The 14,676-nt window shown below is 61.4% G+C and carries 14 protein-coding genes and 1 tRNA gene; 10 read left to right on the top strand and 5 right to left on the bottom strand.

Annotated features, from left to right (window positions below; all coding sequences use genetic code 11):
* Positions 1–34 precede the first annotated feature (34 nt).
* The 4 genes from FJ959_RS29680 (at position 35) to FJ959_RS29665 (ending at position 1,655) form a co-directional block, all read left to right on the top strand.
* Positions 35–433, top strand: coding sequence for a hypothetical protein (locus tag FJ959_RS29680; protein ID WP_140495811.1), 399 nt, complete (start codon positions 35–37; stop codon positions 431–433).
* 108 nt (positions 434–541) lie between these two features.
* On the top strand, positions 542–778 hold the full coding sequence (locus FJ959_RS29675; protein WP_140495812.1) for a hypothetical protein: 237 nt from the start codon (positions 542–544) through the stop codon (positions 776–778).
* Between the two features lie 178 nt (positions 779–956).
* Entirely contained in the window at positions 957–1,253 is a 297-nt protein-coding gene (locus FJ959_RS29670; RefSeq protein ID WP_140517077.1) for a DUF982 domain-containing protein, read from the top strand.
* An 87-nt stretch (positions 1,254–1,340) separates the two neighbouring features.
* Positions 1,341–1,655 carry a DUF6074 family protein gene (locus FJ959_RS29665; RefSeq protein ID WP_246680841.1) on the top strand — a complete coding sequence of 105 codons (315 nt, stop codon included), beginning with the start codon at positions 1,341–1,343 and terminating at the stop codon, positions 1,653–1,655.
* A 40-nt stretch (positions 1,656–1,695) separates the two neighbouring features.
* Here the strand turns inward: FJ959_RS29665 and FJ959_RS29660 are convergent, their stop codons facing one another.
* The 5 genes from FJ959_RS29660 to phaC form a co-directional block, all read right to left on the bottom strand.
* On the bottom strand, positions 1,696–2,838 hold the full coding sequence (locus FJ959_RS29660; RefSeq protein ID WP_140633563.1) for a hypothetical protein: 1,143 nt from the start codon (positions 2,836–2,838) through the stop codon (positions 1,696–1,698).
* 166 nt (positions 2,839–3,004) lie between these two features.
* Positions 3,005–3,079 (bottom strand) — tRNA-Glu (locus tag FJ959_RS29655).
* 228 nt (positions 3,080–3,307) lie between these two features.
* Complete coding sequence (locus tag FJ959_RS29650; protein WP_140633560.1) at positions 3,308–6,040, bottom strand: SUMF1/EgtB/PvdO family nonheme iron enzyme; 2,733 nt, start codon at positions 6,038–6,040, stop codon at positions 3,308–3,310.
* Between the two features lie 294 nt (positions 6,041–6,334).
* Positions 6,335–7,582 carry a YcbK family protein gene (locus tag FJ959_RS29645; protein ID WP_140495817.1) on the bottom strand — a complete coding sequence of 416 codons (1,248 nt, stop codon included), beginning with the start codon at positions 7,580–7,582 and terminating at the stop codon, positions 6,335–6,337.
* A 216-nt stretch (positions 7,583–7,798) separates the two neighbouring features.
* A complete protein-coding gene (gene phaC, locus FJ959_RS29640; RefSeq protein WP_140633557.1) occupies positions 7,799–9,634 on the bottom strand; it encodes a class I poly(R)-hydroxyalkanoic acid synthase in 1,836 nt (611 codons plus the stop codon).
* A 98-nt stretch (positions 9,635–9,732) separates the two neighbouring features.
* Between phaC and FJ959_RS29635 the strand changes: the two genes are divergently transcribed.
* The 6 genes from FJ959_RS29635 to glpX all read left to right on the top strand — a co-directional run bounded on the left by FJ959_RS29635 (position 9,733) and on the right by glpX (position 14,660).
* The gene (locus FJ959_RS29635; protein WP_140633554.1) at positions 9,733–10,125 is read left to right on the top strand and encodes a hypothetical protein; all 393 of its coding nucleotides are present in this window, start codon (positions 9,733–9,735) and stop codon (positions 10,123–10,125) included.
* Positions 10,126–10,199: 74 nt separating this feature from the next.
* A complete protein-coding gene (locus FJ959_RS29630) occupies positions 10,200–11,417 on the top strand; it encodes an LL-diaminopimelate aminotransferase (RefSeq protein WP_140633551.1) in 1,218 nt (405 codons plus the stop codon).
* Between the two features lie 48 nt (positions 11,418–11,465).
* Complete coding sequence (locus FJ959_RS29625; protein ID WP_140633548.1) at positions 11,466–12,779, top strand: homoserine dehydrogenase; 1,314 nt, start codon at positions 11,466–11,468, stop codon at positions 12,777–12,779.
* A gap of 128 nt (positions 12,780–12,907) precedes the next feature.
* On the top strand, positions 12,908–13,264 hold the full coding sequence (locus FJ959_RS29620) for a hypothetical protein (protein ID WP_140517065.1): 357 nt from the start codon (positions 12,908–12,910) through the stop codon (positions 13,262–13,264).
* A 65-nt stretch (positions 13,265–13,329) separates the two neighbouring features.
* Positions 13,330–13,497, top strand: a complete 168-nt coding sequence (locus FJ959_RS29615) for a Thivi_2564 family membrane protein (RefSeq protein WP_140495823.1) — start codon at positions 13,330–13,332, stop codon at positions 13,495–13,497.
* Between the two features lie 179 nt (positions 13,498–13,676).
* Positions 13,677–14,660, top strand: coding sequence for a class II fructose-bisphosphatase (glpX, locus tag FJ959_RS29610; protein ID WP_140495884.1), 984 nt, complete (start codon positions 13,677–13,679; stop codon positions 14,658–14,660).
* Positions 14,661–14,676: the final 16 nt, after the last annotated feature.

Raw genomic sequence — 14,676 nt, 5'->3', positions numbered from 1 at the left:
GTGCGGTAGGGCGAGGGAGGTTTTTGGAGATTTCATGAGCGTCGAGCACGCCAGATTGCCTGAAGCGCCGTTGAAGGCGGCCTGCTCATTGCTGATGAGCCTTGTGCTGCTGGCGATGCTGTCGCTTGGCCGGGCGGAGGTGCCCGTCTTTGCCGGAGCAGCCTCCGGTGTCGCCAGCGCCGGCGTGGAGCGGTCCGGCGAAGCGGCGGCGCTGCTGCGCATCACCGGCAAGGCGCAGGCGCTGGAAGTTCGTTCCGGCCGGCCGGCCCTGGTTAAGTTCGCCGGCGGCCATCCGGCCCTGTCGGCTCGGGACACCGTCTTTTCCTGGTTTGTTTCGGTTCCGCCGGCAGAGGTCGTCGCCGCCGACGGGGACGCCCGCACACCGTGGGCGACTGCCAATCAGCCGCGCGCGCCGCCATCGGTTCCGGCCTGAGCGGTTTCAACCGCTCCTTCACTCAAACCACTTCCTGTTCGCGCCTCGATCCGCGCGGCGGCTTCGGTCGCGCAGCGGTGCGTAGCGCGTCATTTCCGGATTGTTTCCATGCAACGTATCAAGACACTCAAGAGCCTTTCGCGCGCGGCCTGCGCCGCCATTTTCCTTTCCGTCCAGGCGCTCATCTGTATCGGAACCGTCTACTGGGCGCTGACGGAGACGCTCGGCCTTTCGGCGACAGGGGCACTTGTCCTTGGCGGGATTTTCGCTGTGCCGTCTGCTCTCGTGCTGCTTACGGCGGTGCGCATGGCCTTCGGTGCGGAGACCGATCCCGCCAACCAGTAGCCGGACCGCCAAGGCGCCCGCGTTCGACAAGGCCGGGCGCCTTGGCGCTTGCTTGCGGCGGCTGCGGCAAAACGTCCATGACCGCGGAGACGCCACATTCCTGCGGTAGCGACAGGCCAGAGCAACTTTTTACGACGGATGGCGTTGCCGCTGGTGACGACAGTTCGGGAGATGGCGGATGGACAGACTGCAATTCGAGGTGCCGGTGCGTATCGCGCCCGGACCCGGCCTGCCTGTCGAGGAGATCTACAGCGTCGAACAGGCCCTTGATTTTCTCCAGGCCTGGCCGCTGCGCCGGCAAGGCCCGATTTACCAGAAGGCCTTCAACGCCTGCTTCGGCGCCACCGTGGACGTGGTCAAGACCGAGGATGCCTGCCGGGCGTTCATGGCGTTCTGCCGGGTGACCGGGCTGATGGCCCGGGACATGATGGCGCCGCGCAAGCGCGGTGGCCAGGCGAGAGGGCTGCAAGCCTGAGGTGCGCTGCGCTCTTCGTTCTCCTGGCCGAACGGCGCATCGATGCCGATGCCATTAAGCTTCCGTTTCCACTTTCGCGGCTACGCCATGCTTGTTCGGCAATGGTTGATTCGTTGCGTCAGTCTCGTGGTTCGGAAGATGTCCCCAGAAAAAATCCGTGCATTCCCGATCGACCGTCAGGCATTCCTGGTTCGGGAGGTGGCTGCCAGGCTCGACAGTTTGCATGGCGACAGCGCCACCTCGTTCTGGAGGGCCAAGGCGACGGAGTTGTTCGATCTCGTCGTCAGGTCAGGCACGGACAGGGCGGCGGCCAGCGACGAGGTGCGCAGGTTCTTCTTCGCCGTGCAAAAAGAGATATCGGCCGGCGCGGCCGCTGAGCCGATGCCAATTCTTTCCGCCTGAAGTGCTCCGCAAGGCGTCCCACAGCCGGTCCATGCCACCGCTAGCGTAACAGATATTTTGAAACTTCGGGGTTGCCGCGTCGCCACATGACGTTGTCAAGGAAGTAGTGGTGCACGTTGATGAAGATCAGCACTATGAAGAAGAACAGCGACGAACCCAGGACTTCCTTGTCGTAAGGGATCAAGGCAGTCAATGCCGCCGGGATCAGCCAGAAACCGAGACCGCCGAGGATCCCGCCGGCGACGACGAACCCCAGGACTCGCGTCCTGTAGATCGGACCAAGAACGGACAGGATTCTGGAGTCCGGAACCTTTTGTGCATCGGGACCGTCACGCTCGACATTGCTTTGATAGCGCCAGACCACGGCCAGGTACTGTAGCGAATGGAGAGCCGGCACCACGAGCAGCCAGAGCGGGTTTATTCTCACGACCAGGATCCAAAGATATAGGGACGCGATATAAGCGACGACGCCGTTATACGGCAGGCTGCCGCCATTTTTACTCCAGCGATTGATCAGCATCACGACGGTGGCGGCCGTGGAAGCGGCCGCGGCCGACAGCGCAATCGTGTTGAGCCACGCAGGCGTGGCAAACGTATAATATTCCAAGCCGTAATATTTTGCTTGGCTGACCGCCGTGTTCGTCTGAAGCCATGCGAACAGCCATACGGCATAGCTGTTGACCAGCAAGATTTTCTTGTCCGGATTGGTGAAGAACCTGCGCTTCAACACGGCGTCCACCATCAACATGCCGTAGCCTTGCTTGACGTAGTGCCAGCCCACGAAAAAGAACATCGCGTTGGCTGCGTTTCCGAGCAGCCGGGCGTTCGCCGTTATCGAGCCGTAAGCAAAAAACCCGACCATGAGCAGGGGAACGACAATGCCGGCGAAAATGTAGCGGATCTGGAGGCCCCTGTCGTATCCCTCGCCGCGCACCTTGCTTCCAAAATTGCGATAGAAGAGTTGGTAAGAGTGGGCGAAATGCGGATAGTTTATCAAGTAGGCCAGGAAAAACATCGCCGCCGCAACAAGGCTGTCGTATTTGGTAGGCACGAAGAACAGGGCCGGCAAAATCAGGAATGCGCTGCCGCCAAGCATGAGGAAGTCGGCCAGCGGGCCAAAGAGATATCTTTGTGGCGGCGTCGCCGCAGGAGCTCGAGCATCCGCCGAAAGGTGAACTGCCATATTAGCATCCCCTGGGAAAGCCGATTTAACCATCGAGCCTTGCCCTCGACAAGGTCGAGGCGGCGGAATGGTCAACACGTAAAATGACGTTTCGGAAGGGGGTGTTACCCTGTCCGGCGCAATAGCTCTTGACGCCGAAAGGAGCGGAGGGGACATCGAGTGAAGCTGGTACGCCCAAGGGGAATCGAACCCCTGTTACCGCCGTGAAAGGGCGGTGTCCTGACCGCTAGACGATGGGCGCGCTCAGATGAAAGCGGCTTATACTGACGTTGTGCGCAACCGGCAACCCGTCAGGTGCCGGCTTGGACAACTTTTTTCCTGCCTGCCGAAGCGAGTGATTCACGCAGCGCCAGCGGCAATTTTTCTGGCGGCCGTCACCAGCCGCTGCGTGGATTTCCGGGCACTTTTCAGACGATTGCGGAAGCGGCCCGATGCAAATGCATGTCGCTCAACAGTGACATCGGTTTGTTCACCAGACATCGTGTTTCGTAAAGCGCTTGTATTTGCCGCCATTCACCGGGGATCCGTTTCTGGTTATGTATACCGTCTCCGCGCGATCATAGACGAAGAGCTTCTTGCCCTTCGGGGAATAGGCAACCGTCTGTTTGACCAAAGGTCCATCTCGTTCAACAACGAACTTGATAACGAAACGTCCGTTCGCATTCAGGTGCGACACCGCCAGTCGGCCCTCGGCATCGTACGCGTTCTCCCAGACAAGCTGGTCTCCGCTTTTGAGTTTCGCCTCTTCGTGTGCCAGATGGCCGTGGTCGTATTTTCCGAAATTTGTCACCGTGTCGCACGTGTCGACAATGCATGTAGACCTGCGGGACAGGGTATTCCCGAACTCGTCATATTCGTACTTCGTTGTCTCGAATTTCAGGTCACCGTCATACTTGTCGTGCACCGGATAAAGGCTCGTTTTCGGATCGTAGTGATAGTCATACCAAAACCTCGGATAGTACCAGTATGCTCGGGTAAGGGCTCCGCTGTCATCGAACCATTCACGTGCATGCCATAGTGATGCGCCGCTTTTCACCTCCGTAATGTTCAGATCGACGAAGTCATCGCGATAGCTGAAGAGGCCGACCTTTTCGGCTACGCCATCTGCATTCAGGACCTCGATTCTAGCGGGCTGCATCTTTGCATTGCGCGCAATCACGCTGGTATCGAGCACATTTCCGTCCGGACCTTTCGCGACTTGCCGCGCCACATGGTTCGACTGACCGTCGTATTCCACGGCTGTCAGACCGGTCTTCTTGCCAAACTCGTAGCGGGTAAAGATCGAGGGCCTCCCAGCCGCATCGCATTCCACGTCGTACCAGGAGGCAGCGTCACCCTTTGCCTCGAGCATTTGTCGATCCACCTTCGGGCCGAGCAGAGGATCGTACAGGAACGTGACCAATTGCACGAAGACATATGAGCCGCCGCAATTCTCTGTGGTCGAAGGTGCGGTGTCCGTCCCTATCTGGCCGCCGGTGACGCGCGACGTCGCCGCATGTTGGGCCTTTCGCCAAATCCAGCCCTGGTTTTCATAGTGGATCACGACATCGCAGCTGTCGCTGGACATGAATTTGGCGTTCGGAGGGGGACCACAATGCGGGTCGCCCGCATAGATTGTCGCTGAAATCGAACTCAGCTTTTTGTCCTCGCCGATGTCGAAGGTGTCGTCGTACAGATGCTCGTGGAAGATTTCCTTCCAACCGCCGTTCCCTTCGACCATGACCACCACATCGCACCCGCGATTGCTGCAATTCGCGCCCGGGTAATGGCCGGAGCATAAGGTTTCATTCTCGATGAGAAGGGCTGGCGTGCCGTCGACAAGCGAAATCGGTCGGACGCCCGACATCTTGTTGGCAGGGATGCCGCTCGCGTCATGGTCCTTGCAGCTGTTGCGGATATCCTCGACGTAGGTTTTGACCGCGGCGGGCAGGTGGTCATATTGCGGACCACTGTCTGTTGTGGTCGGTGATGCAGCGGCCGCAACCTTCACTTCTGCCAGTTTTTCGGGCGCAGCAGCTCGCGCGGTCTTGTCCCAGCTCTTATCGTCGAGCGACAAGGCCACACGGAAACCCATGACGTTGAAGCGTTCATCGGATCCTTCATCCCGGTTCCACATGCCGTCATCGGTATCGTCGGTGTATCCGAACAGCAACCGCTCTGAGCCACGCATGGAGAACTGCGTCAACTCATAGTCGCCGCTGCGCGCCGCGAAGAGAACGCAGTCCGGCTCCGTCCAAGGCGAACCGTCAGCGGGCGCCCCTTGGTAGCTCTTGTGAAAGCAGTCCTCGACGGCTTCCTGGGCGTTACCGCCCATGTCGTAAAGACTCCATGAGTTGGGCTTGTAGGAACCGACCTCGGCGGTCCAGTCAGGATGTATTTTCTCCGAACAGGAGGCAGCCATGCCTGCCTGATAGCCGGACTTGCGGTCTGCGAAGTTCGCGTAATCGCATGTCTGCTTGAAGTCATCGCCCCAATAATTGAACGAATCCGTTCCCGCCCGACAAGCGTATTCCCACTCCGCTTCTGTCGGCAGCCGGTAGTGTTTGTTCGCCATCATGGAGAGCCAGTCGAGATAGTCTTTCATGTCGTTGCGGGAAACGCATACGGCCGGTTGCCGTCCTGTCACAGGTAATCCCGGCTGCGCGTAGGAGCCGTCGCTGATATAGATGGCGTATGGCGCGGATTCAGTCTTGTCGCCGCCGGGGACGGGTGTGCCGCTATATTTGAATTTGTTCGGGCCGCTTTCGATCGTACGTATACCGCACTTGCCGCCGACCCCAGCACCGGTTTCCTTCACATAGGCGTCAAACTCATCAACGGTGATCTCGAAGCGACCGATGGCGAACGGATAGCCGATCGTTACCTCATGTTGAGGCGTCGCCCATTGCCCATATCTGAGCCGCTTCATCTCCTTCTGGCTTGCGCCCATCATGAAGCTGCCCGGAGGCAGCGGGACCATTTCAGGGCAATGTTCGCAATCGCGAAATGGCGTTCCGGCCCGGGCGTCCGATGAAGCGGCAGCAGCCTGGGCGTCGAGCTCATAGCAGTTATCGACAGGCGCGAGGCCGCTCTGACCGGCCGTGTCTTTGTCTGGAAATCCGATTTCCGTGCAGCGTTGCTGAGCGAAGGATGGCGATATCGAACCCATGTCCGCCACCAACGCAAGCACAAGCACAGCAATCGCCGCGACGACCTTGTGCATTCCAATCCCCGAGCATGATTAACAAATCCTGAGTGGAAAGCTCCCCCTCAAGGATATCACTGTCAACCTGAAGAAAAGAGGTAAGCGGGAAGGTGGGAAACCCGGCTTCTTGCTGCTGGGATCAAAAACTACCGCGCCATAATTAAGCTAAGTCTCAAGAAGGAGATGACTAAGCCTTAAGAACAGATTGCATGTGCCCGTGCCAAACCCAGAACTCACCTCGCTCTTTGCGAAGGAGAGCAATCGCGGAGGTTTGGACCACGGTGTTAGCGCGTCCAGCCGAACCGGCCCTGGTCAGCCTTCGCCACCGCTGCGCCGGCGGCAGCGCCAGTTCCAGTCGCGCTCGGGGCCGACGTCGACGTGGACCGATTCGGTGTGGCAGTAGGTGCCGACGCCGCCGCGGCCGGGCATCGTCCTGACGTAGCTCGCCAGCTCCCATTTCGAGACGCCCGGCACCTGGATGTCGGCGGCGGCGCAATACATGTGCAGCGAATTCTTGGCGCCGTTGGCACGGCGGTTGCGGGCGGGGTCGCGATAGCCGGAGGTGACGACCATCTTGCGGCCGTAGTGGCCTTCGATCGTCTTGAGCACGCGCACCAGCGAGGGCTTGAGGCACGCCACGTCGACACTCTCGTTCTGCTTCAAGAGCCCGTTGGGCGCCAGGCGCGCCATGCCGGCGGCGGAAGCTACCTGGTAGAGGCCGCCCGAACCTTCATCCTCGTTGAGGTCGACGTCGCTTTCGTCGTCGAGGCCGGATTTGCGCTTGATCTCGAACAGCGCCGTCTGGCGGACGCCCGGCAGGGCATCGCTGCCGGTGATGTGACCTGAGTCGTCGCCGAGCGAAGCCAGCTGCACCGGTTTCGCCGTGGAATCGGCCGAGGCCAGTGTAATGATCGGCTTTGCCGCCGCCGGGGCGGGCTTGGCCTGCACAGCCGGCTGTTCGCCTGCGCGCGTGTTGACCAGTGGAGCGGGCTTCGCCGAAGCCGGCGTGGCGCCAAACATCGAGGCCAGGAAACCCCTTTTCTTCGGCGCCTCCGCTTGCTGCGCCTCGCCAGCGGTCACATAGACCGGATTGTTCATCGCCGGTGTGGCGGCCTGCTTCGGCGCCGTCACGGCCGCGTCGGCGGCGGCGATCTTCTGCGCCGCCGCATCGGTCTGCTGCGCCGTCTGCGGCTGCTGCTCCAGCGATTGCGGCGTGTTTCCGGCAATCGTTTCAGCTTCAGCCGGCGCGGTGAGCGGGAAGGCCGCCTGCGGCTTGGTAATCGGCACGTAGGCGACCGTCTCGGGCAGCGCTGTGTCGCCTTCCGCCATCACGGTGGTCTGCGTGGTCGCCGTCTGCGACGACGAATCGCCGGCCACGATCGGCTTGTTTGTCGAGGCTGCATTGATGTCCGACGCGGAGGCATTGTAGCCGGGCATGCCAACCGACATTGTGGGGTCGCCGGCCGAGGTGCAGGAGGCCAGGAGCACGGAGCAGAGCGCCGCCGCAATGGTGCGGCGTTCTCCCTTCGCGAGGCTCCACCCTGCTGATTTCAAAGTCAAATTCCCCCTCGATATCCGATCGGTATATCCTTGGCGCGGCGTCCGAACGGCTGCGTCGAGGTGCCCCTTGTCTCCGATCCGGAAACGAGACCTGTGTCAAATCAGCAAGCCTGGAAGTATTTTTGCGGCAATTGCCGAATTTAGGCGGCAAGATGGTTGACGACACCATTTCGCCCGCTTTTACGGGTCCGTCAACTCACCAGACATTACAGTCGGTTACACACGCACCTTGACATAGGTGCCGGGGGCATCACCAAAAGTTTTCATATGCTTGCCTGCTTTGCGGGCGGGCACGCGATTGTTGTCCTTGGCCTCTATCCAGCTCTGCCAGTGCGGCCACCAGGAGCCAGGATGGTCGGTGGCCCTTGCGATCCACTCGCCGAAGTCGCCCTCCGGCTTGCCGCCGGTCCAGTACTGGTACTTGCCCGATGCGGGCGGGTTGACGACGCCGGCGATATGACCGGAGCCCGCCATCACGTATTCGACCTCGCCACCGAAATATTTCGAGCCGAGGAAGACGGACAGCGCGGGAGCGATGTGGTCTTCCCTGGAGGCGAGGTTGTAGATGGGGATCTTGATATCGGCGAGCGAAACGGTGCGTCCGGCAAGTTCCATCCTGCCGCGCGAGAGGTTGTTCTCGAGATAGCAGTTGCGCAAATAGAAGGAGTGGTTGGCCGCCGCCATGCGTGTCGAATCGGCATTCCAGTAAAGCAGGTCGAAGGGCAGGGGATCCTTGCCGCGCATGTAGTTGTTGACGACATAGGGCCAGATCAGGTCGCCCGAGCGCAGCATGTTGAAGGCGGTCGCCATCTTGGTGCCGTCGAGATAGCCCTTTTCGTTCATCGCCTTTTCCACCGCCGCGACCTGTTCCTCGTCGACGAACACCTTGAGGTCGCCGGCATAGGTGAAATCGACCTGGGTGGTGAAGAAGGTCGCCGATTTGATGCGATCGTCACCCTCCTGCGCCAGCAGGGCAAGTGCCGCCGCCAGCAACGTGCCGCCGACGCAGTAGCCGATAGCGTTGACCTCTTTCTCGCCTGTGGCCTTCTCGATAGTGTCGAGGCCGTATTGCAGCCCCTCTCTTGTATAAGCCTCCCAGTTCTTCATGCCGTGGCGTTCATCAGGGTTGATCCAGGAGATGACGAACACGGTGTGGCCCTGTTCGATCGCCCAGCGGATGAAGGATTTCTGCGGGTTAAGGTCGAGTATGTAGAACTTGTTGATCCAGGGCGGGCAGATCAGCAGCGGCCGTTTCAGCACCGTCTCGGTGGCGGGATCGTATTGAATGATCTCGGCGACGTCGCTGCGGCCGACCACCTTGCCGGGGGTGGTGGCGATGTTGCGGCCGATCTCGAAGGGCGAGTAGTCGGCCTGACGCAGCTTCAGGTCGCCCTTGCCGGCGGCGATGTCCTCGGCCAGCATCTTCATGCCGCGTACAAGGTTTTCGCCGTTCGAGGCGATCGTTTCGCGAAACAGTTCCGGATTGGTCAGGATGAAATTTGACGGCGAGATGGCGTTGGACACCTGCTTGACGTAGAAGCTCGCCTTGTGGCGGGTGTGGTCATCCAGGCCTTCGGCGTGCTCGACAAGATCAGCCGCCCAGCGCGAGGTGACGAGATAGGCCTGTTTCAAGAAATCGAAGAAGGCGTTGCGGCCCCATTCCGGATCCTGGAAACGCTTGTCGCCGCGCTCCGGCTTGACCGCGTCCTCGGTTCGCTCGGCATCGGGGCTGACGCGCTGGATGGCGTTCGCCCAAACCGTCATGTAGCCGGCGAACAACCGCGTCTGTGCTTCGAGCGCGCGTTGCGGGTCGGCAAGCCAGTATTCGCTGAGCTTGGAAAAGGTCTTCACCATGTCGACGACCGGTTCGGCGACGTGGTCGCGCACTTCGCCCTTCTCGCGCGGCTCGGCCCAGGCGGAAGCCGCCTTGCCGGCCTGCTCGATCATGCGCGCCATGTTCAGGGCGAAGCGTTCCGGATCCTTCACCAGATATTGCTCGACCGTCGAAGGTCCGCCATCTTCCGCTTTGCCCGAATCGGGTGTTTTGGACATGGTGCGCGGGGTTCCTCCCGAAGCGTTTTCTTGACATATTACCATGGGACATCCGACCGGGTCCAACCTCGCTCTACCCCGGCTGCCAAGGAAACAATATGACGATTAACATTGGCGAGACTGTTTTTTTCGGCGCCTGTCGTTTTTGCCGCATCGGTGCGGCAATTGCCCTGATGTGCCTTGGGGCCTGCTCGAGCACCAATACCAGCGGCCCGGTGCCCATCGCCACATCAGCGGGACCGAAGGATACCGGCACCTTTCCGAACCTGAACATCCCGCCGAAAGTGGCAGCCAAACAGTTTACCGATGCCGAGAGGAATGCCAGGCTCGCGGAATTGAAGGGGGACGAAAGCGCGCAGGCAGCCAATGGCGGCGTCCCCAACGTCACCAATCAAGCGGCGCTGACGGACCTGGCCAGCAAGCATGGCACCCAGACGCTGAAGCAGATCGAAGGCAAATGCGACCCCACCCTCGACCCTACCTGCAAATAAGTATATAGCGCGCGCCCAAGGCACTTGCCGACACGGCGCGCCTTGCCAAACGCCAAGTGATGTCTGGAACTGCCATGGAAGAGTTTCACAAGGTCCGCCGGCTTCCGCCCTATGTCTTCGAGCAGGTCAACCGGCTCAAGGCCAGCGCCCGCTCGCGCGGCGCCGACATCATCGATCTCGGCATGGGCAATCCGGACCTGCCGACGCCCAAGGCAATCGTCGACAAATTGTGCGAAGTGGTGCGCGATCCGCGCACCCATCGCTATTCCTCCTCGCGCGGCATTCCGGGCCTGCGCCGCGCCCAGGCCGCTTACTATCAGCGCCGCTTCGGCGTGAAGCTCAATCCCGATACGCAAGTGGTGGCAACGCTGGGTTCGAAAGAGGGCTTCGCCAACATGGCGCAGGCGATCACCGCGCCTGGCGACGTGATCCTGTGTCCGAATCCAACCTACCCGATCCATGCTTTCGGCTTCATTATGTCGGGCGGCGTCATCCGGTCGCTGCAGGTGGAACCCGATGACGGTTTCATCCCGGCGGTCGAGCGCGGCATCCGCCATTCGATTCCGAAGCCGCTGGCGCTGATCCTCAACTACCCGTCGAACCCGACGGCGCTGGTCGCCTCGCTCGATTTTTACAAGGACGTGGTGGCGTTCGCGAAGAAGAACGACATCATCATCCTGTCGGACCTTGCCTATTCGGAGATCTATTTTGACGGCAATCCGCCGCCTTCGGTGCTGCAGGTGCCGGGCGCGATCGACGTTTGCGTCGAGTTCACCTCCATGTCGAAGACCTTCTCAATGCCCGGCTGGCGCATGGGCTTCGCCGTCGGCAACGAGCGGCTGATCTCGGCGCTGACCCGGGTGAAATCCTATCTTGATTACGGTGCGTTCACCCCGATCCAGGTGGCGGCCGCGCACGCGCTCAACGGCGACGGCGCCGACATCGCCGAAGTGCGCGACATCTACCACAAGCGGCGCGACGTGATGGTCGATGCTTTCGGCCGCGCGGGCTGGACCATTCCGGCTCCGGCTGCGTCCATGTTCGCCTGGGCTCCGATTCCGGAGCCGTTCCGCCATCTCGGCTCGCTCGAATTCTCCAAGCTGCTCATCGAACATGCCGACGTTGCGGTGGCGCCAGGCGTCGGCTTCGGCGAACATGGCGATGATTTCGTGCGTGTCGCGCTGGTCGAGAACGAGCACCGGATCCGGCAGGCGGCGCGCAACATCAAGCGCTTCCTGGCGACCAGCGCCAAGCAACCCAACAATGTCGTGCCGCTTTCCGCCCATCGGTAAGCTTTCCGCACACAATTTCGTTTGATCTTTCGGGGGACATCGCCGGCCATGGCTGAAGCTCTGCGTGTTGGAATTGCCGGCCTCGGCACGGTCGGCGCGTCAGTGGCGCGCGTGCTGCGCGACAAGGCGGCGGAACTGACACGGCAGTGTGGGCGCGACATCGTCGTGTCGGCGGTTTCGGCGCGTGATCCCAAGCGCGACCGCGGGGTCGATCTCAATGCCGCGAAATGGTTCGACGATCCTGTCAAGATGGCGCAGGCCGCCGAGATCGACGTTTTCGTCGAGCTGATCGGCGGCGACGAGGGGACAGCGTTTGCGGCTGTGAAGACGGCGCTCGAGGCCGGCCGTCATGTCGTTACGGCGAACAAGGCGCTGCTGGCCAAACATGGTGTCGCACTGGCCGAGATCGCCGAGAAGAAGGGCGTGCTGCTCAACTACGAGGCCGCGGTGGCGGGCGGCATTCCCGTTATCAAGACCATGCGAGAGGCGATGGCCGGCAACTCGGTCACCCGCGTCTTCGGTATTCTCAACGGCACCTGCAACTATATCCTGACCCGTATGGAGGCCGAAGGGATCTCGTTCGATGCCTGCCTCAAGGACGCGCAGCGGCTGGGCTATGCCGAGGCCGACCCGACCTTCGACATCGAGGGCCATGACACCGCGCACAAGCTGTCGATCCTGACCAGCCTGGCCTTCGGCACCAAGATCGCCGCCAACGACATCTACATGGAAGGCATCTCCAACATCACCCAGGCCGATATCCGTGCGGCCGGCGATCTCGGCTACCGGATCAAGCTGCTTGGCGTTGCCCAGCGCACCGACAGCGGCATCGAGCAGCGCGTGCATCCAACCATGGTGCCGACAGCCTCGGTGATCGCGCAGGTCCACGGCGTCATCAATGCGGTGGCGATCGAGACCGACATCCTCGGCGAACTGCTGCTCTCCGGCCCCGGCGCCGGCGGCAATGCCACCGCCTCGGCCGTCATCGGCGACATCGCCGATATCGCAAAGAGCCGTCCCGGCTTCCAGCACGGCCCGGTCTTCGGCAGGCCGGCGAGGGAATTGAAGCCTTACAAGAAGGCGCAGATGCGCAGCCATGCCGGCGGCTATTTCATCCGGCTGACCGTGCATGACCGCATTGGCGTGTTCGCGGCCATCGCCAAGCGCATGGCCGATAACGATATCTCGCTGGAATCGATCGTCCAGCACGCGATCAGCGGCGAAGTGGCGGCGCAAAAGACGGTGATCCTCGTCACCCACGAGACCACCGAAGCCGCGGTGCGCAAGGCCGTGGACGGTATCACCAAGGATGGTCACCTGACCGACAAGCCGCAGGTCATCCGGATCGAACGGGCAGGATAGATATTTCCTTCCGTCGCGCACCACTGGATTGCTGCGACGATACTGTTGCGGCCGATGCCGCTGCTTGGCTCGCCGGAACCAATCCCGGCCAGCGCCGTTCTCCCGAGGTGCAAACCGAGGGAATGCCAATGGCCGAAACATCGAAATCCGACACCCCCCAGATCGACGACATCCAAAAGACGCTCGAAAAGCAGATCGCCGATCTGCGCAAGGAGATCACCAGGATCAACAAGAGCCTTTCGGAGCGAGGTGCGGAACTGGTTGACGAGGCCTCGGCTCAGGCATCCGATGTCTACGACAGCGCGGCGAGCCGTGCGTCGCGAACGGCTCAGCAGTTGCGCAGCCAGGCGCAGGCGGTCTCGGAGGTCGCGCGGGAAAATCCGGGCACGACGACGGCTGTGGTCGGCGTCATCGGGCTGCTGGGTTTTCTGGCCGGCCTCGCCGTTGGCCAATCGATGAATGACACCCAGCGCCGCTGGTATTGATCCGGTAACGACCGAACCGGGTTTGCCGGCTTACCTGTCCATCGAGCAATTTCCAGGGGAGCACCATGGCTTCTTCCGTCCTGATCGGTATTCTGATCACGTTCCTCGTGATCATTCTGGTGCTTTATCTCATTCAGCGATTGCCGCTGGATGCCAGGATGCGGCAGATCGCGCAGATCATCGTCATCATCATCGGCATCGTTTCGCTATTGAAATATCTGGCCGTGTTTTAGATCTCGATACCTACTTTGAAAGCGGCCCAAGTTCGCCGGAATCGTGCTATCCATAGTTTAATCGAATGATATTGCAGGCTTTTCGAGAAAACCTTCGAGAGGTCTTGCCGTTGTCATGCTCGTTTGACACAAGAGGCGCGCCTCCGGCGGGAGGTGGCATGCGAACGAGGATCGACCTGATGAACGTGGCCCACAACATTATCGCCGGACTTGACCGGATACTCACCATGGAACTGGTGCGCGTCACCGAGCGCGCCGCCGTCGCGGCCGCCAGGCTGCGCGGACGCGGTGACGAAAAGGCCGCCGACCAGGTCGCGGTGGACGCCATGCGCCAGGAGCTCAATCGCCTCGCCATCAAGGGCACGGTGGTGATCGGCGAAGGCGAGCGGGACGAGGCGCCGATGCTCTATATCGGAGAGGAGGTCGGCACCGGCAAAGGCCCGGCGGTCGACATTGCGCTCGACCCGCTGGAAGGCACCACGATCTGCGCGAAGAACCTGCCCAACGCGCTGGCCGTGATCGCCATCGCCGAGAAGGGCAGCCTGCTGTTCGCGCCCGACGTCTACATGGACAAGATCGCCATCGGCCCGGGCTATGCCGAGGGCGTCATCGACATCGATGCCTCGCCGGCCGAAAACATAGCCAGCCTGGCAAAGGCCAAGGGCGTCGCGGTGTCCGACGTTACCGCTTGCATCCTCGACCGTCCGCGCCATGGCAAGCTGATCGACGCCGTGCGCGCCACCGGGGCGGCAATCCGGCTGATCGGCGATGGCGACGTCGCCGGTGTCATCCACACCACCGATCCCGAGGAAACCGGCATCGACATCTATCTCGGCATTGGCGGCGCGCCGGAGGGCGTGCTGGCCGCGGCGGCGCTGCGCTGCACGGGTGGCCAGATGCAGGGCCGCTTGATCCTCGATACGCCCGAAAAGGTCGCCCGCGCCGGCAAGATGGGTATTGCCGACCCGAAGCGGGTCTACCGGGCCGAGGACATGGCGCGCGGCGATGTGTTGTTCGCGGCCACCGGCGTCACCGACGGCAACATGCTGGCAGGGGTCAAGTTCGGCCGCAACTACATCACAACGCACACGATCGTGCTGCGCTCGTCGTCGCGCACCGTGCGCGAGATCAAGGCCCGGCATCAGGACCTGGAAAAGTTTTGATGCATTCCTGACTGGC

This window comes from Mesorhizobium sp. B2-2-4 (assembly GCF_006442375.1).
In the GTDB taxonomy this organism is placed as follows: domain Bacteria; phylum Pseudomonadota; class Alphaproteobacteria; order Rhizobiales; family Rhizobiaceae; genus Mesorhizobium.
The sequence above is the reverse complement of the archived record's forward strand: the minus strand, read 5'-3'. Positions and strand labels throughout refer to the sequence as shown.

Coding starts and splice junctions, on each gene's coding strand:
- FJ959_RS29680 (WP_140495811.1), top strand. CDS start 35: ATGAGCGTCGAGCACGCCAGATTGCCTGAAGCGCCGTTGAAGGCGGCC.
- FJ959_RS29675 (WP_140495812.1), top strand. CDS start 542: ATGCAACGTATCAAGACACTCAAGAGCCTTTCGCGCGCGGCCTGCGCC.
- FJ959_RS29670 (WP_140517077.1), top strand. CDS start 957: ATGGACAGACTGCAATTCGAGGTGCCGGTGCGTATCGCGCCCGGACCC.
- FJ959_RS29665 (WP_246680841.1), top strand. CDS start 1,341: ATGCTTGTTCGGCAATGGTTGATTCGTTGCGTCAGTCTCGTGGTTCGG.
- FJ959_RS29660 (WP_140633563.1), bottom strand. CDS start 2,838: ATGGCAGTTCACCTTTCGGCGGATGCTCGAGCTCCTGCGGCGACGCCG.
- FJ959_RS29650 (WP_140633560.1), bottom strand. CDS start 6,040: ATGCACAAGGTCGTCGCGGCGATTGCTGTGCTTGTGCTTGCGTTGGTG.
- phaC (WP_140633557.1), bottom strand. CDS start 9,634: ATGTCCAAAACACCCGATTCGGGCAAAGCGGAAGATGGCGGACCTTCG.
- FJ959_RS29635 (WP_140633554.1), top strand. CDS start 9,733: ATGACGATTAACATTGGCGAGACTGTTTTTTTCGGCGCCTGTCGTTTT.
- FJ959_RS29630 (WP_140633551.1), top strand. CDS start 10,200: ATGGAAGAGTTTCACAAGGTCCGCCGGCTTCCGCCCTATGTCTTCGAG.
- FJ959_RS29625 (WP_140633548.1), top strand. CDS start 11,466: ATGGCTGAAGCTCTGCGTGTTGGAATTGCCGGCCTCGGCACGGTCGGC.
- FJ959_RS29620 (WP_140517065.1), top strand. CDS start 12,908: ATGGCCGAAACATCGAAATCCGACACCCCCCAGATCGACGACATCCAA.
- FJ959_RS29615 (WP_140495823.1), top strand. CDS start 13,330: ATGGCTTCTTCCGTCCTGATCGGTATTCTGATCACGTTCCTCGTGATC.
- glpX (WP_140495884.1), top strand. CDS start 13,677: ATGAACGTGGCCCACAACATTATCGCCGGACTTGACCGGATACTCACC.